General features: G+C 57.4%; 27 protein-coding genes. 13 read left to right on the top strand and 14 right to left on the bottom strand.

What is annotated here, in order from left to right; genetic code table 11:
- Positions 1–64: 64 nt before the first annotated feature.
- The 3 genes from JHD59_RS22820 to JHD59_RS15450 form a co-directional block, all read right to left on the bottom strand.
- Positions 65–319 carry a lmo0937 family membrane protein gene (locus JHD59_RS22820; RefSeq protein WP_233164248.1) on the bottom strand — a complete coding sequence of 85 codons (255 nt, stop codon included), beginning with the start codon at positions 317–319 and terminating at the stop codon, positions 65–67.
- A gap of 87 nt (positions 320–406) precedes the next feature.
- On the bottom strand, positions 407–631 hold the full coding sequence (locus tag JHD59_RS15445; RefSeq protein WP_199154877.1) for a hypothetical protein: 225 nt from the start codon (positions 629–631) through the stop codon (positions 407–409).
- Between the two features lie 238 nt (positions 632–869).
- Entirely contained in the window at positions 870–1277 is a 408-nt protein-coding gene (locus tag JHD59_RS15450) for a PRC-barrel domain-containing protein (RefSeq protein WP_199154878.1), read from the bottom strand.
- A 286-nt stretch (positions 1278–1563) separates the two neighbouring features.
- Here JHD59_RS15450 and JHD59_RS15455 point away from each other — a divergent pair, with 286 nt between their 5' ends.
- From JHD59_RS15455 to JHD59_RS15465, 3 genes are all read left to right on the top strand, one after another.
- Positions 1564–1920 carry a hypothetical protein gene (locus JHD59_RS15455; RefSeq protein ID WP_199154879.1) on the top strand — a complete coding sequence of 119 codons (357 nt, stop codon included), beginning with the start codon at positions 1564–1566 and terminating at the stop codon, positions 1918–1920.
- 159 nt (positions 1921–2079) lie between these two features.
- The gene (locus JHD59_RS15460) at positions 2080–2298 is read left to right on the top strand and encodes a hypothetical protein (protein WP_199154880.1); all 219 of its coding nucleotides are present in this window, start codon (positions 2080–2082) and stop codon (positions 2296–2298) included.
- Between the two features lie 170 nt (positions 2299–2468).
- The gene (locus JHD59_RS15465; RefSeq protein WP_199154881.1) at positions 2469–2867 is read left to right on the top strand and encodes a BON domain-containing protein; all 399 of its coding nucleotides are present in this window, start codon (positions 2469–2471) and stop codon (positions 2865–2867) included.
- A gap of 26 nt (positions 2868–2893) precedes the next feature.
- Here JHD59_RS15465 and JHD59_RS15470 read toward each other — a convergent pair whose 3' ends face one another.
- Positions 2894–4129: a cyclopropane-fatty-acyl-phospholipid synthase family protein gene (locus tag JHD59_RS15470; RefSeq protein ID WP_199154882.1), complete on the bottom strand. Its 1236-nt coding sequence runs from the start codon at positions 4127–4129 to the stop codon at positions 2894–2896.
- A 319-nt stretch (positions 4130–4448) separates the two neighbouring features.
- Between JHD59_RS15470 and JHD59_RS15475 the strand changes: the two genes are divergently transcribed.
- The 3 genes from JHD59_RS15475 (at position 4449) to JHD59_RS15485 (ending at position 5847) form a co-directional block, all read left to right on the top strand.
- A complete protein-coding gene (locus JHD59_RS15475) occupies positions 4449–5012 on the top strand; it encodes a YSC84-related protein (protein ID WP_199154883.1) in 564 nt (187 codons plus the stop codon).
- 207 nt (positions 5013–5219) lie between these two features.
- Positions 5220–5435 carry a hypothetical protein gene (locus JHD59_RS15480; RefSeq protein ID WP_199154884.1) on the top strand — a complete coding sequence of 72 codons (216 nt, stop codon included), beginning with the start codon at positions 5220–5222 and terminating at the stop codon, positions 5433–5435.
- Positions 5436–5448: 13 nt separating this feature from the next.
- The gene (locus JHD59_RS15485; RefSeq protein ID WP_053006844.1) at positions 5449–5847 is read left to right on the top strand and encodes a TraR/DksA family transcriptional regulator; all 399 of its coding nucleotides are present in this window, start codon (positions 5449–5451) and stop codon (positions 5845–5847) included.
- Between the two features lie 8 nt (positions 5848–5855).
- Here the strand turns inward: JHD59_RS15485 and JHD59_RS15490 are convergent, their stop codons facing one another.
- Positions 5856–6569, bottom strand: a complete 714-nt coding sequence (locus tag JHD59_RS15490; protein WP_076098042.1) for a Crp/Fnr family transcriptional regulator — start codon at positions 6567–6569, stop codon at positions 5856–5858.
- Between the two features lie 235 nt (positions 6570–6804).
- On the opposite strand from JHD59_RS15490, the gene JHD59_RS15495 reads away from it, so the two are divergent.
- The 3 genes from JHD59_RS15495 to JHD59_RS15505 all read left to right on the top strand — a co-directional run bounded on the left by JHD59_RS15495 (position 6805) and on the right by JHD59_RS15505 (position 9231).
- On the top strand, positions 6805–7701 hold the full coding sequence (locus JHD59_RS15495) for a slipin family protein (protein WP_199154885.1): 897 nt from the start codon (positions 6805–6807) through the stop codon (positions 7699–7701).
- A 323-nt stretch (positions 7702–8024) separates the two neighbouring features.
- The gene (locus tag JHD59_RS15500; protein ID WP_199154886.1) at positions 8025–8678 is read left to right on the top strand and encodes a BON domain-containing protein; all 654 of its coding nucleotides are present in this window, start codon (positions 8025–8027) and stop codon (positions 8676–8678) included.
- A gap of 49 nt (positions 8679–8727) precedes the next feature.
- Positions 8728–9231, top strand: coding sequence for a DUF1269 domain-containing family protein (locus JHD59_RS15505; protein WP_103321099.1), 504 nt, complete (start codon positions 8728–8730; stop codon positions 9229–9231).
- A gap of 280 nt (positions 9232–9511) precedes the next feature.
- Here the strand turns inward: JHD59_RS15505 and JHD59_RS15510 are convergent, their stop codons facing one another.
- From JHD59_RS15510 to JHD59_RS15525, 4 genes are read right to left on the bottom strand one after another with little or no spacing between them, the layout of a single operon-like run.
- Positions 9512–11458, bottom strand: coding sequence for a DUF2235 domain-containing protein (locus JHD59_RS15510; protein WP_199154887.1), 1947 nt, complete (start codon positions 11456–11458; stop codon positions 9512–9514).
- Positions 11459–11503: 45 nt separating this feature from the next.
- Positions 11504–12115, bottom strand: coding sequence for a hypothetical protein (locus JHD59_RS15515; protein WP_199154888.1), 612 nt, complete (start codon positions 12113–12115; stop codon positions 11504–11506).
- A gap of 46 nt (positions 12116–12161) precedes the next feature.
- The gene (locus JHD59_RS15520) at positions 12162–12974 is read right to left on the bottom strand and encodes a DUF4123 domain-containing protein (RefSeq protein WP_103321102.1); all 813 of its coding nucleotides are present in this window, start codon (positions 12972–12974) and stop codon (positions 12162–12164) included.
- The gene (locus JHD59_RS15525) at positions 12975–15611 is read right to left on the bottom strand and encodes a type VI secretion system Vgr family protein (RefSeq protein WP_199154889.1); all 2637 of its coding nucleotides are present in this window, start codon (positions 15609–15611) and stop codon (positions 12975–12977) included.
- A 293-nt stretch (positions 15612–15904) separates the two neighbouring features.
- Between JHD59_RS15525 and JHD59_RS15530 the strand changes: the two genes are divergently transcribed.
- Entirely contained in the window at positions 15905–16228 is a 324-nt protein-coding gene (locus tag JHD59_RS15530; RefSeq protein ID WP_199154890.1) for a hypothetical protein, read from the top strand.
- Between the two features lie 99 nt (positions 16229–16327).
- On the opposite strand, the gene JHD59_RS15535 is transcribed toward JHD59_RS15530, so the two are convergent.
- Together JHD59_RS15535 and JHD59_RS15540 are read right to left on the bottom strand one after the other, a co-directional pair.
- Positions 16328–16507, bottom strand: a complete 180-nt coding sequence (locus tag JHD59_RS15535) for a hypothetical protein (RefSeq protein WP_199154891.1) — start codon at positions 16505–16507, stop codon at positions 16328–16330.
- Between the two features lie 322 nt (positions 16508–16829).
- Positions 16830–17441, bottom strand: a complete 612-nt coding sequence (locus tag JHD59_RS15540; protein WP_199154892.1) for a hypothetical protein — start codon at positions 17439–17441, stop codon at positions 16830–16832.
- Positions 17442–18013: 572 nt separating this feature from the next.
- Between JHD59_RS15540 and JHD59_RS15545 the strand changes: the two genes are divergently transcribed.
- Genes JHD59_RS15545 through JHD59_RS15555 form a run of 3 tightly spaced genes read left to right on the top strand, consistent with a single transcriptional unit; the run spans position 18014 to position 23086 of the window.
- Positions 18014–20602: a DDE-type integrase/transposase/recombinase gene (locus JHD59_RS15545; RefSeq protein WP_199154893.1), complete on the top strand. Its 2589-nt coding sequence runs from the start codon at positions 18014–18016 to the stop codon at positions 20600–20602.
- A gap of 1 nt (position 20603) precedes the next feature.
- Positions 20604–21755 carry a TniB family NTP-binding protein gene (locus JHD59_RS15550; RefSeq protein WP_199154894.1) on the top strand — a complete coding sequence of 384 codons (1152 nt, stop codon included), beginning with the start codon at positions 20604–20606 and terminating at the stop codon, positions 21753–21755.
- Between the two features lie 2 nt (positions 21756–21757).
- Positions 21758–23086, top strand: a complete 1329-nt coding sequence (locus JHD59_RS15555) for a TniQ family protein (protein WP_199154895.1) — start codon at positions 21758–21760, stop codon at positions 23084–23086.
- 287 nt (positions 23087–23373) lie between these two features.
- On the opposite strand, the gene JHD59_RS15560 is transcribed toward JHD59_RS15555, so the two are convergent.
- From JHD59_RS15560 to JHD59_RS23340, 3 genes are read right to left on the bottom strand one after another with little or no spacing between them, the layout of a single operon-like run.
- On the bottom strand, positions 23374–25095 hold the full coding sequence (locus tag JHD59_RS15560) for an ABC-three component system protein (RefSeq protein WP_199154896.1): 1722 nt from the start codon (positions 25093–25095) through the stop codon (positions 23374–23376).
- Positions 25092–25343 (bottom strand): ABC-three component system middle component 6, encoded by a 252-nt coding sequence (locus JHD59_RS15565; protein ID WP_199154897.1) that lies wholly within the window; start codon positions 25341–25343, stop codon positions 25092–25094. Before JHD59_RS15565 ends, JHD59_RS15560 begins: the two co-directional genes overlap by 4 nt.
- Positions 25340–25579 (bottom strand): ABC-three component system protein, encoded by a 240-nt coding sequence (locus tag JHD59_RS23340; protein WP_368671598.1) that lies wholly within the window; start codon positions 25577–25579, stop codon positions 25340–25342. The genes JHD59_RS15565 and JHD59_RS23340 overlap by 4 nt, the downstream gene beginning before the upstream one ends.
- Positions 25580–25663: the final 84 nt, after the last annotated feature.

Raw genomic sequence — 25663 nt, forward strand, 5'->3', positions numbered from 1 at the left:
GTTTCATGATGGCCGGCCTAGGCGACGCGCCTCGCGGCATGATCGGCTCCATCGCTGCGGCAGCTTATAGCGGCCGCCCCTGGATAAAACGCACCAGTATCGCGACCACCGCCAACAACAAAAGAATATGGATGAAGCCTCCCATTGTGAAAGCCGTCAGCAAACCCAAGGCCCACAAGATCAGCAAGGTGACAATGACAATTTCAAACATGGCATTCTCCCGGACAACCGTCGGAACTGGAGGATAAACGCAGTCCACATGACGCTCGCCATCAAAGGAATTGTGGCGTACGGTCAAACCGCCAAAGCGATCCGGCATCGCCTGTCGCGCCGCCGGCTGGATGGCGGCGACCTGCCGCCATGGGATGCCGCGATGAATTGCGCGCCACCCCCACGGGCGGCTGATTCAGTCATCCATCGGCCAATCGCCGTCAACCGTTTCGTAGTCCTCCAGATCATGCTGAATCGTCTCGTCAAACGGGTCGTAGATCTCGGTGGTGAAACTGTAGTACTCGGTCGAACCCGGCAGTATTTTCCGCGTCGGGAACAAGGTATCGGGGAGTGGCTTGATATCGTCCTCAGCCAGCCAGGTAATGTCACTGTCGCTATCGTAGATGTCGAGCGGGTCCATGATCATGCTCCTATGAGTCCGGCGCTCCGCGACATTGCAAGGCGTCGGCATTGTCACCATGCTGATGCAGCAGCGGACTGTCTGTACGCTATCCAACTAAGTGGAGATTCGTATGCCACCCGGAACAGGCCTGCGCGCCCCGCATGGCAATAGAATTGCAGCCCAGACGCCTCTTCGTGACAGCGCTGCCACAAGCTGTAAAACCTGCGGCAAGGGGCCAGGGCCACATCCGGATTATTTAGTCGAGTCCGCGTCCATAGTCGGCCGCCTTGTCTGGCAAAGGCGTTGCCTGGCTCACATGCAGCCACTTGTGCACTTCAATGTCAGGGACCTGCCACAAATGCAAACGATCCATACTCACCACCAAGCGATTATTCGCGGCATCAAACATGAAGGCGCTCCACGGCACGGCCACCCTTTTGCCGTCAAGGTCCAGCAAGCCGCGAATCGACAATTGCACATAGGCGATGCAGCCCGTTTTCACGTTCAGCATGATTTCCTTGATATCGCCCAGAAACACATTGCGCTGGTTGTAAACGTCGCTGCCGATCAGCGCATTCACCGCCATCAGCTCCACCGGCTCCGCTAGCTGTGTATGGCCTTTCACTCGGTACACCCCGTAAATATCGCGCTCTGTGTAGTCCATGATCGTCTCCATCGCAAGGCCCCACCGTGCCCAGCTCAGCCCATCGGAACGAGCAGGCTAGCAACCCTTCAGGAACATCGAAGGCAACTTGCTGCTTCGCCGTAAAAAAACGGAGGCACTGAATTCCTTGCCCGGCCGGACAGCAGGCCAAGCTCACCTCGCTATATCCTGTGCGAGGGCAGCTGGGCAGTCTGTTCGCTAACCCACGCAGGCTTGTCACTTACCACTGTCCGCGCCAGCGCCTGGAACTACGCCATCGATAATCAGCGCAAGCAATACCTGATGGGTGATCAGCCTCATCGTCTGGCTGTCCGATCTCCAGCCAGACGTTTTACAGCTTCATCCTGGAGAATCTGGAGAAATGCGGCGCCCTCAAGGCCATCGGCGCCAAAGGAGGCGAGCTGGTGGTGATGATTCTGTTCATGGCGGCCTTCACCGCGGTCACCGGCTTTGGCTTGGACATAGGGCTGATCACGCGGCGGATCCCCCTCGCTCGCTCGCAGTTGCCGCAACTGCGGCTATCATCACCTTCTGGAACCTGGCGCTGGCCTTTGGCATGGTGGTGATCATCGCCGCCATCTCCAGTTATTTCGCCATACGCCGAGTGCTCAAGATTGAGCTATTCGATAGCTTCCGCGCCTAAGCGCAATTCAGCGCGCCGCCATGATTCGCAAAACCGGTTTTTCGAGCCGGTTTACTATCTATGTTGGATAACGCACCGACATCTATCCTCTTAAGCGCCAAAGTCAGCCTGCCAACGCCTCGCAATCCTGCGGGAAGTTGGATAGCTAAAGAGGTTATCATGGACAAGCACAATCAGCAGAATACCTCCCCCAAGGATGCCGCCGCGGCCCAAAAGCCGTGCGCTGACAGCGCCAAGCCAGGCGTCGCCCCCACCCAAACCACAGGTCAACAGCATCCTGCCAGCGACGCCGCTCCGCGCGACCCTGCCAAGCAGGCTGGCGGCCAAACCGGGCCGGCTCACGAAAGCCATCCTGGCTATACCCCACCCAAGGTCTGAACGCGCAGTCACAGCCAACCACAGCGCCGACAGCCGGCTTGAGCGCTGATCCCGGATCAGGGTAGCGCGCCACTGGCTCCCGCAATGGTTGACTGTCTGGCCGTGAACCAGACACAGCGATCGCTCCGCCCTAGGCGGGGCGATCTACGGTTGAGCAAAAGGAGTCGATCATGCTTATCCCATCCCAGCAACGCGCAAGCCGCTTTACTCTGTTTCTTGCCTACGCCGCGCTGATCACCGTTTCTGCAGGTGCCCGCAGCAATAGCGTCAGCACCATGCCGGACAACCCGCCTGCCCCGATGCAAACCATGGGCGATACCTATGCCGAAGGCACCGAGGTGAGCAGCTATGTCTCGGACGCCATGATTACCGGCAAAGTCAAAGCCGAGCTGTTCCGCGATCCTGATCTGACCTCGTACGAAATACGAGTAGAAACCGATAACGGTCGAGTTATGCTGAGCGGGCAGGTGGATACCCAGGCTGAGGTTGACCGGGCCGGAGATCTGGCGCTGGGCATCAAGGAGGTTCGGGTCGTCATCAACTACATGCGGGTTCGCGACTCGCAATAATCCGTCCCTCCCCGACAGATCCTGCCTCATCCGTTTGGGGAGGGCATGGTTGCTGCATCTGCATCGCCATGCGCATACATATACTGGCGCGACCACGGCAAACCATCGGCATGACGGCCAGCCTTATGACAGAGCACTTGGTAGATGCTCACCACATCATGGCGGAAAGCGTAGGCGCAGCCGGAAAGATATACCCGCCAGATACGATACTTCTCCTCGCCCACTTCCTGGCGGATGCGAACGCTCTGGTTTTCAAAATTCATTGTCCAGCACGACAAGGTCTTGGCATAGTGGCGGCGCAGATTTTCCACATCCAGCGCCTCTAGCCCGCCCTGCTGCATGGTGCGCAGCACCTCTCCGATATGTGGCAGCTCCCCTCCGGGGAAGACATATTTCTCAATAAAGCGGCCAGCACCGAACGGCGCCTCCAGGCTATCCGCGCTGGATAGGGTGATGCCGTGATTCAGCGCCATCCCATCATCGCGCAGCAGGCTGTGGATGCGGCTGAAGTAATCCGGCAAGCCCTTGAGGCCAACATGCTCGCACATCCCCACGCTAGCGATGCGGTCGAATTGGCCTTGGGTGTCCCGATAATCCTGCAAGCGGATCTCGATGCGGTCTTGCAGGCCCGCGGCGCGCACCCTGGCTGTCGCCGTTTCATATTGATTCTGCGACAGCGTGATGCCCAGGCACTGCGCGCCAAAGCGTTGCGCCGCCCGCATCACCAGCCCGCCCCAGCCGCATCCTATGTCGAGCAGGGTCTGTCCCGGCGTCAGCTTCAGCTTGGTCAGGATATGATCCATTTTCTTGACTTGCGCCTCGGCAAGGCACTCCTCGCCGGTTTCGAAATAAGCGCAGGAATACACCATCAGTGGGTCCAGCCATAGGGTGTAGAACGTATCAGACACATCATAGTGGTACTGGATGGCCTGCCGATCCGCCTTGCGCGAGTGGCGGAAATAGCTGGCAATCGCCTTAAGGCGGCTGTCGCTGCCGCGGGACAAGGAATAGGCCAAGTCTATGATGTCATCCAGCGCGCCCTCCACATCGAAAACCCCACGCACATAAGCTTCGCCCAAACCATCCAAGCTAGGCGACAACAAGTAACGCAACGCGGAGGCTTCCCTGACGTACAGCGTCACCAACGGCCGCTCGAAAGCGCCAAAATCGATCTGCCTGTCATCCCACACCAATCTCGCCGCAAACGGATTGCGCTGTCGTATCTGTTGCGCCCAATGTTCCATATCATTCTGCCAAGCCATGGTCCGGCCTCCTTTGATGAAGAAACCCAGATTGCCCTGCGCATGCATATCGGCATGGTCCCGCGCACGCCGGCGCGCGGGACGCTGCATAGGCTGTGGCAAAATAACCCGATAGGGTGCGATTGATATGTGCGCTTACGCACATAGCAACTGTCGTTATTGACAGTCGGCTATGTTCGCTGGCGAACAGTGGCTGTTACCGCTGGCGAATATGATGGGCGCTGAAACTCACCATGCCCATGGCTTGCGAAACAAAGCGCCCTAACTTTACGCCATAGCATTCGAGGAGAGTCTCAGACCCCTTTCAAGGAGTTCCACCATGATCCATCCCCTACGAAATCTACAGAAAGTCCTGTTGCTGGCCGCCACCGCGCTGATGCTGTGTCTGGCCAGCGCCTATACCCTGGCCGAGTCGGCGCGCGATCTGGATGAGGCCGCCCTGCAATCGCTGCACATGCTGTATCAAACGAGCCCTGCGGCGGAAAGTCTCTCCCACAAGGCCTCCGCCATCCTGGTGTTTCCCAAGATTGTCAAAGCCGGGCTGATCTTTGGCGGCGCATACGGCGAAGGCGTGCTGCTGGAAGGAGGCCACCCAAACGGCTACTACAACTCAGTCACCGCATCCTGGGGCTGGCAGGCAGGCGCGGAATCCTATGGCTATGTGGTATTTCTGATGAATCAGAAAGCCGTCCGCTATCTGAAAAAGTCCATGGGTTGGGAAATCGGCACCGGCCCCAGCGTGGTCGTAGTTGATGCCGGCGCGGCGAAAAACTTAAGCTCGACGACATTGCGCAACGACGCCTATGCCTTCATCTTCGACCAGCAAGGCCTGATGGCCAGCCTGAGCATAGAAGGCACCAAGATTTCGCGCATCAAGCGTTAAGCCCATCCTAATCTGATGCCTCCTTGCGCCGCCTCGTCGTACCATCGGCACGGCCAAGGGCGGCGCCAGGCCAAATGATTTGGCATGTGCGCTCCAACGCACAGACCGCTACCCATCCTTGCCGCACGCTCGGCAGTACTGAACTCTGTTCCATCGCAGGCGCTCAACCTTGAGGCCGAGTGCGAATCACGCGTGAAGGAGCCTCTCATGTCCAGATACCACATCGAAACCGAACGAAACACCGCGGGACATTTTGTTGGCTGGTCTGTCCACAATGCCCAGCATCCTCCGCTTTCCCGTATCTATCCCTTGTACGAGATGGCCGAGTCTGAAGCCATGCGGCTGGAGACGGAGAGCAATGGGCAAGAGGCTGCCGTCACGCCGTCGCTATCTACTACGCCCCTCCTCCCGCATCTTCGCTGATGGGAGTGATGCCATGACAGACACCTCGTCCTCCGCGCCAAGCGCTGTCGACCACAGCCTTTCGCCGCAACAACTGATGGCGTTGGAAGCCGAGCTATTGCAAGCACGCGATGCCTTGCTGCGCGCCAGCCGGGAAACGGAGCGCCATCTGCAAAGCTTCCTTGCGATCTCCGACGCAGACGAACGCGGCCAACAGGCAGAGGAGCATAGGATGGACTTGACGGTTCAAGAGAGGGAAAAACTGCAATTGCAGCGGATAGATCAAGCCTTGCAACGCATACGCGACGGCAGTTACGGATACTGCGCAGTCAGCGGCGAGCCCATCGGAATAGACCGCCTTAAGGCTCAACCCACCGCTACGCTATCGCGCGCTGCCCAGGAAAAACTGGAAGCCTGGCAAAAACGGAGCTAGCTATTCTGCTATGGCAGCGGCCCGGACAGGCGTTGATACTCCTTCTTCACCACTTCGTAGCATTCGCAGGTGCGCTGCTCCAGCCCAAAACGATCGAGAATGGTGATATGCCCCCGCACATAGCGGATCAAACCCGCCTTCTGCAACTTCAGGGCGGCTTCGGTCACACCCTCGCGGCGGACGCCCAGCATATTGGCGATCAACTCCTGGGTCATGACCAACTCGTCCCCGGCCAAGCGATCCAGGCTCAACAGCAGCCAGCGGCACAATTGCTGATCCAGCGAATGGTGGCGATTGCAGACCGCGGTTTGTCCCATCTGGGTGATCAAGGCCTGGGTATAGCGCAGCAGCAGATGCATCATCGGCCCCGCGCGATTGAACTCGTCTTTCAAGGCCTGCGCTTTCAAGCGATAGCCATAGCCGGCGCTTTGCACCACGGCGCGGCTGGGCGTGGTCTCCCCGCCCATGAACAGGGCGATGCCGACAATTCCCTCCCAGCCCACCACCGCGATTTCCGCCGAAGCCCCATCCTCCATCACATACAGCAGCGACACGATCGCTGTCGTTGGAAAGTAAACATGGCTCAGCGCGCAGTCCGGCTCATACAGCACCTTGCCCAAGGGCATTTCTACCGGCTCCAGATGCGGGCGCAGCCGCAACCACTCAGCCTCCGGCAGTCCGGCCAGCAAACCATTCCGCCTAGGATTATCGTCGATGGTCATCATCCCTCCCGAGTGAGCGCGCGCTGGGCCGGCTCGCATGAATCGGCAATTATCCAGCATATGCAATACCGTTAATCTTTACTATGGCTGCCAATCATTGCGCGCTATGTGTGACAGCGTACAGATCAATCGCGGGAAAAGCGCCAATCCTTAAGCACTGTCACAAGCTGTTTACGATCCGTGTCCGTCTGCGGCCGGTGTCTGCCGGATGGAACGCGCCGCCAGGAGCATCGCCATGAACCCCATCACCTTATTCATTATCACCACCTTGTTCCTACTAGGCGCGCTGGCCAATTTCCAGGGCTATCTAGCGCCGGCCATTGTGCTATGGGTGGCCGCCGCCATCGTGTCGCAATCCTTACGCATGGCCAATACCTGGCAAAAATGTGTGGTGTTGCGCGCCGGCAAATTGCGCGGAGTCAGCGGACCGGGCCTGTTCCTGATCATCCCGGTGGTAGACAACGTGGTGGCAACCATAGACGAAAGAATCCAGACCACCGCCTTTAATGCCGAACAGGCCTTGACCCGCGACACGGTGCCAGTGAACGTGGATGCCATCATCTTCTGGCATGTCCATGACGCGCAAAAGGCGGCGCTGGCCATCACTGATTATCGCCAGGCGATAGATCGCGTGGCGCAGACCTCGCTGCGTGAAATGATAGGCTCATCGATGCTGGGCGTGCTGCTGAGCGACCGCCACAGCACCGACCAGGAACTGTGCCGCAAGATAGGCGAAAAGACCGCGGAATGGGGCATTACGGTGCGCTCAGTGGAAATCCGCGACGTTGCCATACCAGTGGCGTTGCAGGACTCGATGTCGCGTCAGGCGCAGGCCGAACGAGAAAAGCAGGCCCGCATCATCTTGGGGTCCGCCGAAGCCGAAATCGCCAACAAGTTCGTCGAGGCGGCCAATGTCTATGCCGACCACCCGGCCGCGCTGCAATTGCGGGCAATGAACATCATCTACGAAACCACCAAGGAGCGCGGCACCACCATTCTGATCCCGAGCACCATGGTGGACAGCCTGAATCCAATGGTCGCCGCTGGCACAAGCCGCGCCTCCAGGCGACAGGCCACGCCCCACGCCTCCGCCAACCACGCCAACCCGGTCGAATCCACCGCATTGAAATAAAGTCCGGTATTTGAAACGCTGTTTGATAGACCACATCGACCACCCACTAATTATTCCTGATCGGAATTCGGTACCGCCTCGCGCAATATAATCGCCGGAAATAGGACAACCCACGCGAGGTGCTGCACAAAAACGCTACCCGGCCGGCCCATTCTTCGCATTCAGCATACTGCCAGTATCCAACCTCTTCAGATCAATATCTGCTTAGTCATCCCCCAATCGACGTCACCAACCTGATTTTCCCCTATGTACGTTATCGAACAGACCATCCAAAAACAGAATGCCAATCTACAGATTCTTAATGGCCGCCTGGAGATCATGCGATGAAAAGCGATATGCAATTACAACAGGACGTAATAGCGGAACTCAATTGGGATCCATCTATCAATGCCACCCATGTAGGCGTATCTGCCAATGATGGCGCGGTAACGCTAACCGGACATGTCAGCAGTTATGCCGAAAAATGGGCAGCAGAGCGCGCGGCGCTGCGTGTAGCCGGCGTCAAAGCGCTAGCAATTGAAATGGATGTCCAATTACCGAATGCAGATCGGCGTGACGATGCCGACATATCACGATCAGTCGCCAATCTACTGCAACAATTGACTGAAATACCTAAAGAAGGTTTGCAAGTCATGGTGGAAAAGGGTTGGGTCACACTATCCGGAACGGTGGAATGGGATTATCAGCGCCAAATCGCCACACGGATAGTACGACATTTACTGGGCGTCACCGGCGTGAGCGACAATATCGCCATCCGCCCCAAACTATCCATGAACGAGGTGAAGGGTGGAGTGGAAAATGCACTTCGCCGCCGGGCCATAGCCGATATGGACAGCATTTCCGTAACCATTCAGGGATCAGATGTGATTCTACATGGTTCAGTGCATAGCTGGTCTGAACGCGAATTAGCCGATCATGCCGCCTGGGGTATGCCGGGCGTACATCAGGTGATCAATAGAATCAAGGTAGCAATCTAGATCAATCTGCCGCCTGCATTCTAAATCATGCATCCTTAAAGGAAATATCATGAGCTCAGCACAATCAGCAGTTTATGTTTACAACACCCATCTGGAAGCGGAGGATGCCATCCGCCTGCTAAGCAAAGGTGGTTTCGACGTAAAAAAACTATCGGTCATTGGGAAAGGCTACCACAGCGAGGAAAACCCGGTCGGCTTTTATACCGTAGGCGACAAAATGAAAGCATGGGGAGGCATAGGCGCATTTTGGGGTGGTTTATGGGGATTACTGCTTGCTCCCGCGGTTTTCTTTTTGCCTGGCGTGGGAATGGTTGCCATGGCCGGCCCGGTGGTTGCGGCACTGGTCGGCGCACTGGAAGGCGCGGCAATTGTGGGCGGGGTATCTGCATTAGGCGCTGCGCTGACCCGAGTTGGCATTAACGCCGAACAGGCAGTGAAATACGAAACCGCGCTGAAAGCCGATAAATATGTGCTGGTGATACATGGAGGAGAAGCCGACGTTGCCAAAGCGCATGCCATTCTGGATATTTCGACAGGATGGAAAGAAGCCTAATTCGAGTAGCACCATACAGCTGCCGCGCTATCGGAATCTAAACGGCCGTGCATTTTTTGCACATTACAATAGGGTTCTGGTTGGCCTAACTACCGAGAAAAACTCGGTAGTTGCCTCCCTCTGCACGGCTAGTGCATAGTGATGCCCCCTCGGGGCCTTGCATTTTTTGCAACAATTGCCAGAACCGCGTCTCTGAATGGCTAGCAGAATGCCTGCCTGAAATGAAAAATGGCCTCCGATCTTCGAGGCCATGGCAGAGTCTACGCACTCGGATGACATGCTAAGGCAGATTGGCCAGCTCTTGGTTAAAGACACTAGTCTTAGCCTTCAGCGCCGCCTGATAGGCTGTATCCAATCCGGCGGTGGACTGACCTTGTTTCAGCAATGCTGCGCGTTGTTCAGCAAAATACTTGTTCAGTGTGGTCAGCTCTGCCTTTTGCCGTGCCTCGACAGCCTCCCGCGCCCTTTGCTGGCTTTGCGTAGCCTGCTTGTTCAATGCCTCCCGCGCCAAGGCATCCTCGTCCACCAGCGGTTCCGCATTATCGGCATCCACTTCACGAGGCTTGAAATAGTAGAAGCCGCTGTTTCCGGGCATAAACATAAAGAACTGCCGATTGACGTCAATGTCGTAAGGATCGTGCATGAACTGGGCAAACAGGGCTTCTTGCTCCGGCGTTGGCGCCGGCCCATGCTCCCAAGCTTTCCATAGTTTGGCATCTGGCTTCTGACCAGCACGAACCGCAATCAAATCCTTAGCCAGCGGCGTAGCTCTACGCGACAAAATGTCGTTTATATCCGGCGGCACTTGGCCAGGCTTCAAGATTGTTGGCTTTCTGGGATCTCTGCCGGCGTTCGGATCGCGTTGTTTGTCCTTCTGTCCCTTCAACCAAGCCAGCCAGGCGCAAACATTAGCCTGCAATGTCCCCCGCAAATCACCTTTTGCGCCCAACTGCTTTTCGTAAGCCTGTACCAAATCATCAGCATATAAGGTTCTTCCGTTAACAGAAACTGTCTTCGAAAGGTAAAAGCGTGCAGCAGCTGCCTTTGCTTTACTTTCCAGCTCTTTAAATGGCAGTAAAGGAACCTTGAGTGCTATTGACTCCTGGTACATCAGCCAAAGCGCCACCCGCGCCAAGTCGGGAGACTTAGCATCACCATCGCGGATGTCACCGGTGACATCTTCGCTGCTGCCCGGCAAAATCCGCTCGCGTACCTTGCCGCCCCCTTTCGCTACCGAGTCCACACGCTGATAGCTGCGCAACTCATGCCCTGCCACCAAGTGATAGGTAGTGGCCACCGTCGCACTGAGGGTCTTGTCTCCCTCTATGCTCGTCTCGGGCAAGGGCACGGGGACTAAGTAGCCAGCCATCTCCTTGATCTTGCCAAGCGTCTGCTCAGAGCCTGCCAGGCTGGAAATGCAATCAAACAGACCAAGGAAAGGCAGCTTCACCTTGATTGGTTTCTTGCCTGCGCCCTCGATGCCATCCAGGATCAGCCCAGCCGAGGTCTGCTTGCACTCCTCTTGCAAGGCATTCAAGAACATGCGCGCCAATGGACCGCCGCGCTCCGCGCCGTAAACATAAACATTCACTTCATTGATGTCTGCCGCGAATTGAGTTACCAAATTCAGCACACCACTTACAGCGTATTTGACTCGGACATCGACACCCAGGTTGTAAGTCATCAGCGCGTTGCTGTCGCGCAGATAGGGCACGGCCGTCGCTGCGGAAAGCGGCAATTGCCATACCACGGACTTGAACACGCGAGTCATGGTCAAACCGCCATGCGCCACACCCAGCAAGGGATTGCCTTTGGCTTTTGCCAAGCCGCGCTCGAAATTGCTCAATCCTTTATTAAATTTTTTGGGAATTTGCTTTAACTCGGCAAAGATATCCTTCACCTTGCCCTGCAGCATTTTCTTTTTCCAGTCATCCTGGAGGGCGCCAGCCTTCTCTGCCGCCACAGACTTGCCTACCGCTTTGAAATAGCTGCCATTGTCACTCTCGAACTTTGCAGCAAGACCTGGTACATAAACACGAAATAACTTTTTGGATGGATCTTCAGGAAAAGCCTGTGTAAGCAATCCAATATTTGTCCACTCTGAAACAGGATCAGTTTTCCAGTTCTTTCCTACCACATCGAAAAACACCCCAATAGACAGTGGAAGACTACACGCCCTATCTGAGCTTTTTTTATCGCAAGCAGCTGCTGATAGGATCTGCTGCATGCGCTCTGCTCCCGGCACTTTTATATTTGGCAAGCGCGACATGCATCACCTCATGAACGGTTCTATTGGTTGGGCTTTGCCGCCATCACCACGCGGTGCTCGGGCCGGCACAATAGGCGGTCCGACATACTGCCGGTTCTTGACTTCCCCCATCTGATCAAATTCGGCTTCAACATGATCAGGATAAAAGTGAAGCACCAGCCGAATCGCATTATCAGGCACCCCAGGATACTGACGCAGAGGTGGCAGAACCGCTCGGTAGGCTGGGCCTGCCCGGTGAGCAAAAGCATCAGCCATCGTTGCATAATCCATCTGCCACTCCACTACCAGAGGACGATTCACATCAATTACGCTACCGACCACAATGCCCCCACCGCCACCGGCGATTTCATTCTTTTCTTTACCGAAAACATTAAGTCCCGACTGTCCATTGACACGAAACTGCGCAATAGACCGCGAGTTGTAGTTATAGGCCCGCGTCGAAAACACTCGCTCATCCGGGCCATATTCGTACCAAGCCCAGTATGCGCCAGCGAGTAACATCATCAGCAAACCGACAATGATCCATTGCGTTCGTGTACTCAGCCTCGCCAGCCAGCTGGGACGCTTTGGATAAGGGCGGATGTCGCGGAATCGGGTCATTGAGTCATTTTTCATTCGAATGCCTGGTATGGGGACCTAGATCGGTTGTAGAAATTGTGGTTCAGGCAGCAGACGCCTGCTCCAGTCTGCTCCACACGGTCGCCGGCACCTGCTGCAAAGCTTCTTCTAACGCCACGCCGTGCGCGATACCGGCAAGATGTGGCGCCACTTCCGCATCCTGGTCAAACTCGGGATGGAAGGCGCACGCCAGCTCGGCAAAACACTGCAAATCCCCCTGGGTGGTCAACCCCAAGGCATGAGCGCGGCCCAAGGCCTGGTAAATCACATCGACGTTGCGGGCTTGCGGAGAGGGCATGCCCATCCAAACTTGCCATGCCAAGCCCCAGTTGGCGCAAGCATCCAATTGGGCATCCTCCAGCTCCCAGGCGGCATCGGCGGCGATCTGCCCGGTGGGAACGCTCCATTCAAACCACTGTTGCTCCGCGTCCATACAAGCCAGGCTGCTCACAGGCGCGCATAGCAGCTGCCATTGCTCGGTCGTCAAAATATCCGGCAATCGGGACAGCAAGCGCGGATCGTAATAGCGAAACACGATCTTGCCCAAGCTGGTTTCAGGCTGGATCATGCTGGCCAAGTGCGCCGCCAGCTGCTCGGCGGATAATGCGCTCCACAGCCACACCACTGCGGGCACGTGATGGCTCATGGTCAGCAATTGCTGTAAACGAGCGACCGGCATGTTGTCGTCCAGAGTCAGCAAGACGGGCGACGCTTCCCGCGGCAAACCCAAGCCATCAAACAACCACTGTTGCTCGCCAGCGAAAGCCGTCAACCAGCGGGCGAGCTTATCGTCAGCCGTGGGATCAAGCAAAACGTAAGTGGGCAAAGCGGCATTACGCCATGGATATTCCATCATTTACGCTCCCGGCGGTACGATAAAACTGGCCTTCTTGGCCGCCTCCAACAGACAGGGCAGGCAGAAATCACCAGGCAGCACCGGCAACGGCTTACCTAAGCTATCTGGCCCACTCAGATCATGGCTGGCACCTTTCACGCTGACGGTGCCGGGCGCATGCACTTCGATATTGCCTCCCGCAATGCGGAAGTAAGCGCCGCCGGCAGTGAACAGGATTTCCTTTTTGGCGTTGATCTCGATCCGCTGTTTGCAGGAGGTGATAGTGACGTCCTTATCGGCCGTGATCTCCATCGCATCGCTCTGCGCCTGAACTTGTACCTTGCCCTTGGCTGCGATCAACTTCACCGCCACCTTGTCTTTCACCCCGGCCACGAACAGGCTGATGCTTTTGCCCACGTTGTGAATCCAGCGTCGGCCGGTGGTATGGTTGGCATCACGCTGGGCCACCAGATTGAGGTTCTGCTCGGCGCTGAGGGTTTGGCTTTGCTCGGTGACGCTGGCGATACCGGCCGGGCCGGACAGAATCAGCAACGGCTGTTGGCCCGCCTGATCTTTTGCCGTCTTGCCATCTTTGTCGGTATTACTGCCGGCTTCCCAGGCGGCCAGCGCGTCGAGCTGGTGCTGCAGATGGCCGGTGTCCTTCTTACCGCTCTTGGCGTTGTCGTCGTCGATCTCATCCGGCCCGGTCTCCATGGTGTCAGCGAGCTGGCCGGCGGCGGTCTCAGCCAGCGCCTGGCTCAGCGCAACGGCAGACTGCAGCTGGCTTTGCGCATGCTCGCGCGCCAGCTGTTTGCCGCCGGCGCCGTTTTGCGCTTCGGTGGACAGCAACAGGCCGTGCGCGGCGCGGATGGCGCCGTGCTGGTCGGTTCTGAGTTCGAAGCCTTCACCGCGCGGCTGGGCTTTGCCGTTGCTGCGCGGGTGGGTGAGGAAACCCTGGTTCAGCTGGGTCTTGCCGGATTCGCTACTGAGTTTGGCGCGCACTTCGCCCGGCGTGTCGTCGAACAGCAGTTCGTTGTAGCCGCCGCCCAGGTGTTCTTTGCTCTTGATGCCGGACAGCGTCTTGTTGGCGGGCAGACTGCCGGCGCCGCTGAAGTCTGGCGTGGGATGGCTGCCGTTGTAGAACACACCAGTGACCAGCGGCCGGTCGATGTCGCCTTCGATGAAGTCGACCAGCACTTCCTGGCCGATGCGCGGGATGAACTGGTGGCCGAAACCGGCGCCGGCGCTGGGCATGGCCACGCGCAGCCAGCATGAAGACTTGTCGTCCAGGTTCGCGCCGAACTGGGCGTGTTCCTGCGGCCGTTGCCAGTGGAACTGCACCTTGATGCGGCCTTGGGCGTCGGTGTAGATCTCGTCGGCGGCTTGGTCTGTCGGTTCAGCCGGACCGACCACGGTAGCGGTTTGCACGCCGCGTGATTTGGGCTTGGCCAGCGGCGTGTCGGCATAAGCCGGGGTCAACGGAATGCCGCGGCGCTGGGTCTGGATAGACGTGGTGAACGGCGCGGCGTCGGTCTGCGCGCCGACGTGCTGGGCCAGGTCCTTGGGCAGGTTGTTGCGCACCTGGAAGCTTTGCCCGGTAACCACGAATTCGCGGTGTTGCGGGCTGTCGGTTTCGTGCGCCGGATGGTCGTCCAGGCGGAACCATTCGCCCGGCTGCAGGCCGCGCACGGTGCCGCTGGCGCGGAAGGACTTGGCCTGCTGATCATGCGCCTGCTGGCGCAACTGGGCGTAGCGGCCCAACTGTTCATCGTCGCCGGCGTAATACAGGCCCGGCGCGTCGTAGTGGGTCAGGCTGCTCTGCAGCGACTGGCCGGCCTGGCCCTGCTCGATGCGGCTGCCGTCTTCGCTGCGCTGGGTGGCGACCGGTTTGTAGTCGTAGCTGGCCAGCGCCACGCTGCTGGGCACGATCTGGCGGGAGGCCTGCCATTCGGTCAGGCCGTCTTCGTCTTCGGTGGCGTCGGCGCGGTGGAAGCGCACGCGGCTCAAGGGGGCAGCCGGCAGACTATGCGGATCGTCAAACACCGCCAGTTGAACTTGCGGGCCATCGTCGTCTTGATGCAGGAAACGCCAGGCGTAGCCCTCCTCGTGCAGCAGCCGGACGATGAATTCGTAATCGCTCTCGCGGTATTGCAGGCAGTAGCTGCGCGGCTGAGCCGGCTGCACCTGGATGGACAGCGTCTGCACGCGGGCGAAGGCCGGGTTGCTCTGCTGATGTTCGGAGAGGATCTGCTGGATGATGTCCGGCACCGTCAGGTCCTGGAACACGCGCGAAGTGCGGCGGTGACGCAGCAGCGCGAACGGCGGTTCGATGGTCAGTTCGTACTTGGCGAAGCCGCCATCGGCGCCTGCCAGCCTGGCCTCGCTCACCACGCCGCAACGGATGGACTCGCCGCCCGCCGCATCCTCGATGCCGATGCGCGCCGGCTGGCCCAGCAGCGACTTCAGTTCGATATGGGTATCCGGCGACAGGCAGGTCAGCGTGTAGCGGTAAGGTTGGGACAGACCCTCTTCGGCCTGCAGGCTCAGCGGCAGCAGCTGCTCGGCGGCGATCTGCCCGGTGCCCAGCCGCAAAGTCAATACCCGTCGATCTTGGCCAAAAGCGGAGGCGAAACTGGCCAGCAGTGCGTTCAAATCCATCCGATTCCCAAATAAAAATACCCTCCAAAGAGGGTATGTCATTGAACTAAAATGGGATAAGGATTTTATGATGTTACGCGGGCGTCAACAACCGATGAGCGCCAAAAAGGTTGACAGACCTAGACTAAAGTACAGGTCTAACGATGAACGTGGCCCGCCATTGCGACCGGTAGAGCACCTTGCCAGCGATCCTCGGCTTGGCAAATACGCCCATTTATATCATAACCAGGGCGCCTCGTCCGGTGGCCATGGCCTACAGCCGAGTGGTTTACCGCATACGATTGGAGTCCATTATGATCGATGATCCGAATTCTGAAACTTGGCTAACGCTGCTCGTGAGTCGTCAACTCCAGCAGCGGCTCGCCAAAATGGCTGCAGCCCAACAACGGTCGGTGGATGAGCTAGCAGCAAGCCTGCTGGATGCTGCGATTTCAGATTGGGAAAACCTGCCCCAAACCAGCTGGACGGTTCCGCTACTGGATGCAGGGGATGGCAGTGGCGATGCGCTACTGGCGATTCCCGACGAGCTACTGGCTTCTGCAGGCTGGGTAGAGGGCGATACCCTATCTTTTGAAGATCAAGGTGACGGGACGCTGTTGTTGATAAAAGGCAGGTAATAAGAAGGATGCGTAGCTGCTAGAAGACTATCGCTGGCAGATGGCCGTCAGTCCACCAAATCCTTGCGTCAGACCTCGCGGGCGTCCGTCATGCGCCACTTAGTCGGGCTTTGAGCGCTGCAGCAGCGCGGCGCGCTTGAGGGAAAAATAGTGTTCGGCCTCCTCATGTGAAACACCGGGCCGGGGATCATCCAGCGCGGCCTGGACGGCTTGGCGAACGTACTCGTTATAAGAAATCGCAGATTCGGGAGCGAGGGGGATGGGCTCTGGCAATGGCATGGGGTCTTCTCCTGACTTTCGCTACTAGTGTATTGCAGAAGGAGCGTTACATGGCAACCACGATTAAAAGCACAGCACGTCGCATGGCAGGAGGCACGGGGCATAAGCACATCACATAACCGAGCTTATCAGCCGAGTGGTCTTGGAAAACTTGCTTGGCCAACTCCAGGCAGCCCCACACAGCCCCCAGGATGGGGCCACAACAACGCTCAACTAGCGACTCGGACCAGACATGCAGCCCTCCTGAGGGCCAGCCGATTTCAGTTCATGGAAAATCGTCGTCCGGCATAGCAAGCCCATCTGACATACATGCGCTCCGACATCACATCCGATAGTCGCCCAGGCGCCTGAGCACATCTCTGCCCAATACATCAGCAAAGAGATGCAGCAACTCCCCCTGAGAATAGGCAAATTTCTGCCGGAATGGCGACTGCTCCAACCAACACGCAAAGGCCTCGCGACCACTCAAGTAGTCGCTGCGATTGAGCCGTAGCCGGGCCTCCGCAATCAGACACAAGATAACGGTGCCGGCTTCCAAGGTGGGCGAAGCAATCAGCTCGGCGCCGAGCTCTCGAATCCCCTCCCGACTCCGCCAGAATTCCTCGCGCGCGTGGCGCTCATCGATCAGTCGGTAGCGCCACTGGCCTTTCAGTTGCAAGTACACCTGCTGGATTTCTGGCCAAGTTAGTGCTTTCCGTTCGAGTACTGACCAGAACAGGTGACGATACCAGGTGGCGGTACCGCGATAGTCCTGCTCGACCAGGCCGATCACCGATGCCTGCCCCATAACGCCATCGTCCTTGGGACTAACCAGCCCTTTCTGATACTTGTGCCAGAGACACTGCCGCTGCCCCCTCCCCTGTGAGTTGGGCGGCGCATAGAAGCGATCGAGTTCTGCCAGCGGGGCGCAAGACAGCTGCAGAACCAGCTTCACCCAGGTTGCTACTCGCAATTGCTCGTAAACGCTCCGCCGGGGACGCCCCCGCTTTTTCAGCGTGCCCAAAGCTCCACCCCATGCCAAATGGTTGTGGAAAAATATTACGCAAAACTTTCCGAATTAACAAAAAAATCTTCAACGTCAAGACCAGGCTAAATTTAGGTAAGGAATGGCTGAAACCCTTGTACAGCAAGGAAAGCAGCTTGAATTCACTCGTCATTACGATCGAGAAGAAAGGCGGGATTAACTAACAAAAAACCCAAAAAAAGCGGTTTTACCTCTTGCATGGGATTTGATTTCTTGCATTGTAATTTCCCCTGAGGGGCGTTTCGCACCACAGGGAAATGGAAGGAACCGTAGCCGGACCACGACATTATCGATACAAACAAAACGGCCCAGGATGGTGTCCTGAGCCGTTTGATGCCGCTCATCCAGTTTGCCGACTAGATAAGCGCAGCATACAACAGGCCTCGTTGAATTCAAGCAGCCTGAGGGTGCCTGCATTTTGCCGCATCGATACTGTCCCAGCCACGGCTCCGCGTGAACGACTTCACATGGAGTGCATCGTCATGTTCAACCTGCAAGAACTCGAAACGTTCTACCTTCGACAACAATTCGGCATCCGCGCGCGCAAGGCCATCGAACGCGTCAGAAGCCATCCACCCAGCCGCCGCGTGCGTAGCAGCGCCGGCAATGTCGCCTGCCGCTTCCCCAGCAAAAAAATGAACTGCGTGATCCAGGCGGAGAGCCACCACAATGAACTCGGCGCTATCTACCTGTGGGAGCGCGATCCTGACGTCTACGAGTTCTACGACCAGCCGGATCCGATCAAACTCAGCTACACAGCCGCGTCCCGCAAGATCAGCTACATGCACACCCCAGACTTCTTCCTGATTTCCGAAAACTTCACCGGCTGGGTGGAGTGCAAACCGGAATCGAAGCTGCAAAGCCTGGCCAAGAAATACCCGCAGCGTTTTCAGAAGATCAACGGGGAATGGGTGAGCCCTCCGGGCCAAGCTTATGCCGCGCAGGTCGGCCTGGGTTACGCCCTGCGCTCCTCCCAAGAAAACAATGGCGTGCTGATCCGCAATCTCAAGTTTCTGGACGACTACTTCGATGCCGAAGCCATGGAGCCATCGCCATCCGAATACGCCCTGGTCGACCAGCTCTTCCAACTGCGCAGCTGCTACAGCCTGCATGAACTCCTGCTGGCGGAGCCACGCCCCCTTCCAGACACGATCTACAAAATGATCGTGGAGGATGAACTCTACATGGATCTGAGCGTAAGCCTGCTCAGCGATCACAGTCATGCGCTGGTTTATCGCGACTACAGCACCGCCCTGTTGATCCAGCAGCAGGCACGCAGCGCATGCCAAGTCCATCCGATCAGCTTCGAAGCCGGCAGCAAACTGCTCTGGAAGGGGCAATCCTGGGAGGTCATACACCAAGAGCAAGACCAGCTCACGTTGGCCTCCCCCTCCGGACAGATACTCCCGCTAGCCTGGGAGTCAGTCCAAGGACTGCTCAATCGCTGCGAACTACAAGCGGACGCGGAAGCGGAGCAGCTTTCTCTGAAAAATCAAGCCTTCGCCAAGATGGCGAACCATAGCCGCTCGGACTTGTTGAGCGCCAAACTACGCCTGGACAAACTTGAAGGCCGGAGCGCCACTTCGGTGCGGAGCTTACGCCGCTACCGCCATAACTATCAGCAGGCCAAAGACCTGATGGGGAACGGCTTTGTCGGCCTGATCGACCAAACTGCGCGCAAGGGCAATCGAACGCCTCGCTTATCGGAAGAGACCGTGGAGCGGATGAATACCGCGCTACGGGAGCACTACCTCAACCAAAGCAACGCCAAATTGTCCATGGCCTACGCAATGCTGCTAGGACAGTACGTAGATGAGCCGGATGCCGCGCCCAGTATCAAAGCTTTTCGCAAAGCGTTGAAACGGATGCGCACCCATTATGAGGTCAAGCTCATCCGGGAAGGCAGCAAAGCCGCGTATAACCAGAAAGAACTGGTGTGGACCGAAGCTGCAGTCTTCCCGCCTCATGGCGAGTGCCCCTTCGATATCGCTCACATCGATCACACCCAGATCGACCTGATGGGCCGCGAACTGGGCCCAGACAGCAAACCTCAACGTCTCTGGCTCTCGGCAATGATCGATGGCTACTCTCGCATGGTGCTGGCCTACTACTTCAGCTACGGCACGCCCACGTCCATCAACACCATGATGCTGATCCGTCAATGCGTGCAAAGGCACCATCGACTGCCAGGCACCATCGTGACGGACGGCGGCAAGGACTTCGCCTCCACGCATGTGGAAACACTCCTGGCCTCGCTCTACATCACCAAGAAAACACGTCCTCCTCATGCTCCGCGTTTCGGCGCCACAATGGAACGCCTGTTCGGTGTCCTGAATCAGGAGATCTGGCACAACCTGAGAGGCAATACCCAGTTGCTACGGGATCCAAGATCCTGCTCTCCCAGCCATGATCCACGAAAACTGGCGGTCTGGAGCCAGGAGAAAGTCGAAGAGTACTTCGAAAAGTGGCTGAACGATGTCTACGAAGTGAACCAGCACACCTCTCTGCAAGCGTCGCCCCGACGCGTCTTCGAGACAGGCTGCTTCACATCCGGGACCCGTTCGCACACGCACATAGCCTACGATCTGGCCTTCTTGATTCATTGCCTGCCTCAAACCAAAACCAAGGGCCACGCTATCCACGGAGGCCGCGGCATCAAGCATAACAATCGCTACTACTGGAACAATGCGTTCCGCCAGCCGGAAGTGCAAGCCACCAAAAAGATTCCCGTGCGCTATGACCCCTTCGATCTATCCACCGTCTACGCGCAGATCAAGGGCGAATGGCTGAGCTGCCGCAGCCAGGACCGCATTCGTTACCAGGATATGAGCGAGCACGCCATTCGCCACGAGGCGCTCGCAGACCATTTGCTTACAGCACAGACGGCTGAGAAACGGGTCGAAGACGCCAAGCGTAAGTCCGATTTCTATCGCGAGGTTCACCAAGTCGAAGCCGCCCAAGCTGAAGAGCACAAAAAGCTGGCGACTCAGGAACACGTGGAAGCCCCCACTACCCCGCCCCCGCCGCCCCTCCCATCGCTCCATACACTGACGGTTTTCGGAGATTTCTGACATGAACACACTGCCCAACCAAAATCAGGAACAGAACATGCGCGAAGCCCACGTAGCGGACTTTTTGAGCCGGCGGATCAACCACCCCAAGCTGAACGACGCGCTGAAACAACTGGAAGACACGCTATGGCAGAAGTCTCATCCTGACATCATCGTGCTGACCGGGCCAACCGGCGTCGGCAAATCCACCCTCGCCGAGAAACTGGAGCAACGGATCCAAGAGCGATTTGCCACAGACATGCGGCGCCAGATCGACATGGTCCCCGTGCTCCACCTGTCGATTCTTTCCGCCGGCAGCAGCACATTCAACTGGAAAGAGCTTTACAGCCGGATGCTGCAGCAACTGAGCAGCGTCAGCCCCCAGCTCACGCTGCCGTTCGACACGGACGACATGATGCTGATTGATGAGCCGATCAAGCTCGGACGCTCGGCGCCGACGGCGAACAGCCTGCAAAGCGCGCTTGGCAAGGCCGTCAAAAAGCGCGGCGTGCGCGCCATCATCCTCGACGAGGCCAACCAACTCCTGCTAGGCCACAAGGCGCAGGAGCAAAGTCGGCAGTATGAAATCCTCAAATCGCTGGCGGCCAGCACCAACGCCGTCATCATCCTGGTCGGCACTTACGATCTGCTGTCCATTCAAGAGCAGAGTGCCCAGTTGGTGCGGCGTACCCGTATCATCAAACTGCCGCACTACCACAGGACAGACAAGGATGACTGGGAGTCCTTCTGCTCATCGCTCAGCACGCTGATCTCATGGATGAATCTGCCCCGCCAACCAGACCTGCTCCACAAAGCTGAGTATTTCTATCTCAAATCGGCAGGTTGCATCGGCATCCTGAAGCCTTGGTTGGATAGCGCATACGAGTACTGCCGCGTACATGGGCTCGATCAACTCGACATGGATGTGGTCGAGCAGTTGGCTCCAGAAAACCGCTCCATTCTGACCATTCTAAAAGAGGCCCAGGCGGGAGAAATCCGCCTGCAGGATATCCCGATGGATGAGCTACGCCAGCACTGCCTGCTTGGAGAGAAGGACTACAAGGAGTCGCATCACTACCGCGATGACGACAACCACCGCTATGGCAAACCAAAACAGAAACGCAGACCGGGAGAACGCAAGCCCACTCGAGATCAAACCGGCTGGCAGCCTTGACCATGGACAGGAATCTCACCCCCTCCAATCCAAGCGCGCTGTTCGCCTTGCCGCCCATGCAGGGCGGCGGACGCGCGACGGAGAGCCTGCTGTCCTATCTGGTGCGGCTGGCGCGAGCGCACCAGATCGACGCACGGCGGCTGGTTCGCTACACGGTATGGCCGGTGCTGCCGCTAGACGGCGCCGGCCTAGCTATCTCGTTTTACCGGGAGGACGCCAGAACGGTAAACGGCATCGGCCGCTATGCCTACGCATTTACCCAGGCCTTGGAGCGGCTCACCTCGGTACAGGGCCTGGAAGGTCTCACCTTCCAGGCCTGGAAAGGCGTGATCCCGGAAATCGGCGCCGGCTTTCTGGCCAAGGAGGTACGCTGGTGCCCCGCCTGCCTAGCCGAACAACGGCACCAGCGTGTTGACAGCCACTTCCCGCTGGTCTGGTCCTTGGATGCCTACCGGGTGTGCACCCGGCACCACCGGCCGCTACAGCACTTGTGTCCCTGGTGCGGCAAGCGCCAACAACTGATCCCGCACTATCCGGACCAGGCACGCTGCACTCACTGTTGCGGCTACCTGGCGCCAGCATCCACCTTGCAAACGCAAGAAACTATCGAGGAAGCCGACCTACGCCGCGCCCACTCACTGGAAAGCATGATCCCCACCCCCGAAAACAAGATTATCCCAACGCAGCCACAGCTGATGGCCATCCTGCAAACCGCGGCGGAACGCTGGGCCAAAGGGGAAAAGAAGAAACTGTCGCTGATGCTGGGCCTGGGCGACCGAGCCATCGGCGGCTGGGCCAACAAACAGCAGAAGCCGGCATTTCCACAGCTGCTCCAGATCGCAGGCAAGCTGGACCTGACGCTGCACCAACTATTCACCCAGCCTCTGCCGGAACAGGCGCCAAGCAGAGCGTCACCCGCCAACACGAAGGCCAAGCCACGCCCCACAGCCCAGCTGAGTAAAGCTTCTCTCGAATCACGGCTTCGCCAGGAGCTCGACGCCCCAAACACCGCGGAACCAGTCTCCCGTATCCTGAAGCGTATCGGCGTGACGCGCAGCTACGCCAAATATTGGTTTCCGGAACTGCTGGCACAGCTAGCGTACAAGCACCAGCAGTTACAACAACGGACCACGGCAGAGCGTCAGATAGAAGATTTGGAGCGGGTAGGCAGAGTCTTCAGGAACATCGCCGCCACCGGGGACTATCCGAGCATCCGCCGGATGTCCCAGGCCCTACGGCCTTATCGGCTATCGCTGCAACGCGGACCGCTGCGCGAGGAGTACAACAAACTACGTGAAAGTCTCAGAAACACCGAGTTATATAGGCCATAGAAAAATAGTAACTCCACCCGCTGAATCGTTCTCAAATTGAGGCCAGAGATGTTAGCCAATTACTCCTACAACCATTGCCGCATCTCACTAAACATTTTGATACGAACAGCCAGTTAAGAGGGCATCAACAGGCGGATTTGCGTGTTTTCTGTAGCATCCATTTCGTGGCACTTTTGTTATCGAACTATGTGATGAAGTACGAAGAGTCACCCGCAAGGACAACACGACAGGAGCACGACAACTAATGACAAGCATACCAGGCTCAAAAAGCCACATACTGATCTGATTCATCCAAACCGAATACCAAACAACCCACCGTCCTCAGTGGCGTCCGTCAAACGCGTGGGAAGCACATAATGATTAAGATCGAAGCCTTCGATGGTCTCCTTGAAAGCATCGTCTTCATTCATCGTCACGATGTACTGAAAACCAAGCTCTTGCGCGATCTCTGAGCCTAGGCGCAATGCACTGATAACCTGACGCCCATCAACACCATCGAACAGATGGCTGTCATGGATCAGAAATCCGGGCCCTATCTGCCGCTTGGCACACAAGCGCATAAGCATCATGTCGAAGCAGAATATCTGCATGTTCTTAATGCCCTTGCTGCGTTCGCCCTGCATCGGAAACTTGAAGATCGGTCCATTCGAGGTTTCATCTACCGTCATGCTGCCGGCCGATTCATACAAGCGTTGCGAGGTTTCCTCGAAGGCAACGATGGCCTCCGCCAGTCGGTCCTTCTGCTCGGAAAAGTCACGCCGCAGGCGGATCATAAGGCGATTGCGCTCGATCTCCAGTTCGTTCTTGGTGCCTTCGAGCTGCTCGGCAGCTTCGAAGCGTTGCCGCAGCGACTCCACTTCGGATTCCAGTCGGCCCAGTTCTCCTTGCAGCTTGAGGAACTGTTCCAACGCACCATGGCTCTTGAGAATGCCCAGGATTTCACCACGTCTCTTGTCGAGCTGTGCCTTTTTACCATCCCGCAGCTCGATACGCAGCTTGGCCGCTTCGAGCTCGCTAGCCAGATAGTCCTTGCGGTTGCGCACCACCGATTCGTGAAAGCTCTTTACGTCCTCATAGCGGCGCTTCACCAAGCTGGGAAGCACAATGCCGGCTTCTTGATAAACAGCCTGAAGGTCTTCAAGGTCAGGAGGGACCTCAGAGGCGAGCGCACTTTCCAGATCGCGAATAGCTGAGAAGTCTATGGTGTTAGCATTTGCCAACTCGTTGAGCTGGCGAGTCAACGTGGCGCTTTCGACTTCCAGTTCCCGGTATTCCGGCAAAACCTGAAAGGTCTCAACTTCTGTGTGAAGCTTCTTGAGTCGAGCTTCCTGAATGGTCAGCTCCGTGCGCAAGTCGGCAGCCTTGCCGATGATTGAACCGAACGCACCGTTCCCGGCCGCCTTTTTCAGCTCTTCCAAGGTCTTTTCGCGATCGCGAACGACTTGCCAATCACGGGCAATCTGCCAGTCCAATCCGAGCAGAAACATCAGCGCCATCTGCATATCGCCAGTGCCCTGCATCGCGGCCTGCTTTTCCGGCGTCATGAAGGCGCCACTCGCCTGCCGGCGCACAAAGTAGGCAAACAGCGACCGGAAGGAAGGCGGCTTGCTGCCCGCAGTTTCAAGGCTGCTCAGGCCAAACATTTGTTCGCCGAGGAACGTACACCATTCGGAGGCCGAAAACTTGACCTTCGCTGCAGGCGGGGTTGTCACGAAGACTTTGGCTTTTGAACTTCCACTGCGCTCAACGACTGTGCGTTCCGACTTCAGATCGAAGTCTATGCCGAAGCTGTGTTCTACCAGTTCCCGAGTGCGGAAAATCGATTCCGGACCAGCGTCGGCACCAAGCAGAAAATGCACTAGCTCAACGAAACTTGTTTTCCCGGCGCGATTACGCGTTTGCTTGGTCGTCGCACCCTCGTTTTTTTGGGCCAGCAGTACATTCAGACCGGGCTTCAGATCACCGAGATTTTTAAAGCTGGGCAACGTACTGAAAATATGATGAATCAAACTGTCCTCCGTGCCACAAGGCCGCTTTCTAGTTCGATGGTTCCAAGAGCGAACAGAAGATCAAGAGCGAGCAAAAACCAGTCGTAGGTAATTCGGCGGGGCATTGCAGCGGTTAAGCTGTAGTCAGGTCTGTTCACCTCCTCCCACAGCGCTGAGACAGTTTTGGGGCGTGCGAGAAAGGTCAAAACATGCGCGCCAACAGTCAACAGCGCGCGATCCTGCGAAAGATGCTTGGATGGCAGAATCATGCTGCCCCCACCGCTTGTGCATCTTCAAAAATCTCGCACTTGTCGAACAGGTACGCCATAACGGCCAACACCGCCGCCTTATGTGTGGGCGAGGTATTCGCGGTGCCTCCGGCCCATGCCTCAAGGCGGCCGAAAATTTCATCAGGATGTAGTGGGGGCACCCCGTCCCGCAGCGTCGCGTATTCGCTTTTGAACTGTCTCTTATACACATCTCCGAGCCCACGAGACTCCGCCAATTATCGCGTATGCCGTCTTCTGCTTGAAAAGGGGGGGGGGGGGGGGGGGGGGGGGGGGGGGGGGGGGGGGGGGGGGGGGGGGGG

The organism is Chromobacterium sp. ASV23 (genome assembly GCF_016428945.1).
Taxonomy (GTDB): domain Bacteria; phylum Pseudomonadota; class Gammaproteobacteria; order Burkholderiales; family Chromobacteriaceae; genus Chromobacterium; species Chromobacterium sinusclupearum.

Coding starts and splice junctions, on each gene's coding strand:
- JHD59_RS15485 (WP_053006844.1), top strand. CDS start 5,449: ATGACAGACACCTCGTCCTCCGCGCCAAGCGCTGTCGACCACAGCCTT.
- JHD59_RS15530 (WP_199154890.1), top strand. CDS start 15,905: ATGATCGATGATCCGAATTCTGAAACTTGGCTAACGCTGCTCGTGAGT.
- JHD59_RS15445 (WP_199154877.1), bottom strand. CDS start 631: ATGGACCCGCTCGACATCTACGATAGCGACAGTGACATTACCTGGCTG.
- JHD59_RS15545 (WP_199154893.1), top strand. CDS start 18,014: ATGTTCAACCTGCAAGAACTCGAAACGTTCTACCTTCGACAACAATTC.
- JHD59_RS15490 (WP_076098042.1), bottom strand. CDS start 6,569: ATGACCATCGACGATAATCCTAGGCGGAATGGTTTGCTGGCCGGACTG.
- JHD59_RS15480 (WP_199154884.1), top strand. CDS start 5,220: ATGTCCAGATACCACATCGAAACCGAACGAAACACCGCGGGACATTTT.
- JHD59_RS15475 (WP_199154883.1), top strand. CDS start 4,449: ATGATCCATCCCCTACGAAATCTACAGAAAGTCCTGTTGCTGGCCGCC.
- JHD59_RS15505 (WP_103321099.1), top strand. CDS start 8,728: ATGAGCTCAGCACAATCAGCAGTTTATGTTTACAACACCCATCTGGAA.
- JHD59_RS22820 (WP_233164248.1), bottom strand. CDS start 319: ATGCCGGATCGCTTTGGCGGTTTGACCGTACGCCACAATTCCTTTGAT.
- JHD59_RS15495 (WP_199154885.1), top strand. CDS start 6,805: ATGAACCCCATCACCTTATTCATTATCACCACCTTGTTCCTACTAGGC.
- JHD59_RS15515 (WP_199154888.1), bottom strand. CDS start 12,115: ATGAAAAATGACTCAATGACCCGATTCCGCGACATCCGCCCTTATCCA.
- JHD59_RS15550 (WP_199154894.1), top strand. CDS start 20,604: ATGAACACACTGCCCAACCAAAATCAGGAACAGAACATGCGCGAAGCC.
- JHD59_RS15510 (WP_199154887.1), bottom strand. CDS start 11,458: ATGCAGCAGATCCTATCAGCAGCTGCTTGCGATAAAAAAAGCTCAGAT.
- JHD59_RS15565 (WP_199154897.1), bottom strand. CDS start 25,343: ATGATTCTGCCATCCAAGCATCTTTCGCAGGATCGCGCGCTGTTGACT.
- JHD59_RS15460 (WP_199154880.1), top strand. CDS start 2,080: ATGGACAAGCACAATCAGCAGAATACCTCCCCCAAGGATGCCGCCGCG.
- JHD59_RS15470 (WP_199154882.1), bottom strand. CDS start 4,129: ATGGCTTGGCAGAATGATATGGAACATTGGGCGCAACAGATACGACAG.
- JHD59_RS15450 (WP_199154878.1), bottom strand. CDS start 1,277: ATGGACTACACAGAGCGCGATATTTACGGGGTGTACCGAGTGAAAGGC.
- JHD59_RS15500 (WP_199154886.1), top strand. CDS start 8,025: ATGAAAAGCGATATGCAATTACAACAGGACGTAATAGCGGAACTCAAT.
- JHD59_RS15520 (WP_103321102.1), bottom strand. CDS start 12,974: ATGATGGAATATCCATGGCGTAATGCCGCTTTGCCCACTTACGTTTTG.
- JHD59_RS15555 (WP_199154895.1), top strand. CDS start 21,758: ATGGACAGGAATCTCACCCCCTCCAATCCAAGCGCGCTGTTCGCCTTG.
- JHD59_RS15525 (WP_199154889.1), bottom strand. CDS start 15,611: ATGGATTTGAACGCACTGCTGGCCAGTTTCGCCTCCGCTTTTGGCCAA.
- JHD59_RS15535 (WP_199154891.1), bottom strand. CDS start 16,507: ATGCCATTGCCAGAGCCCATCCCCCTCGCTCCCGAATCTGCGATTTCT.
- JHD59_RS15465 (WP_199154881.1), top strand. CDS start 2,469: ATGCTTATCCCATCCCAGCAACGCGCAAGCCGCTTTACTCTGTTTCTT.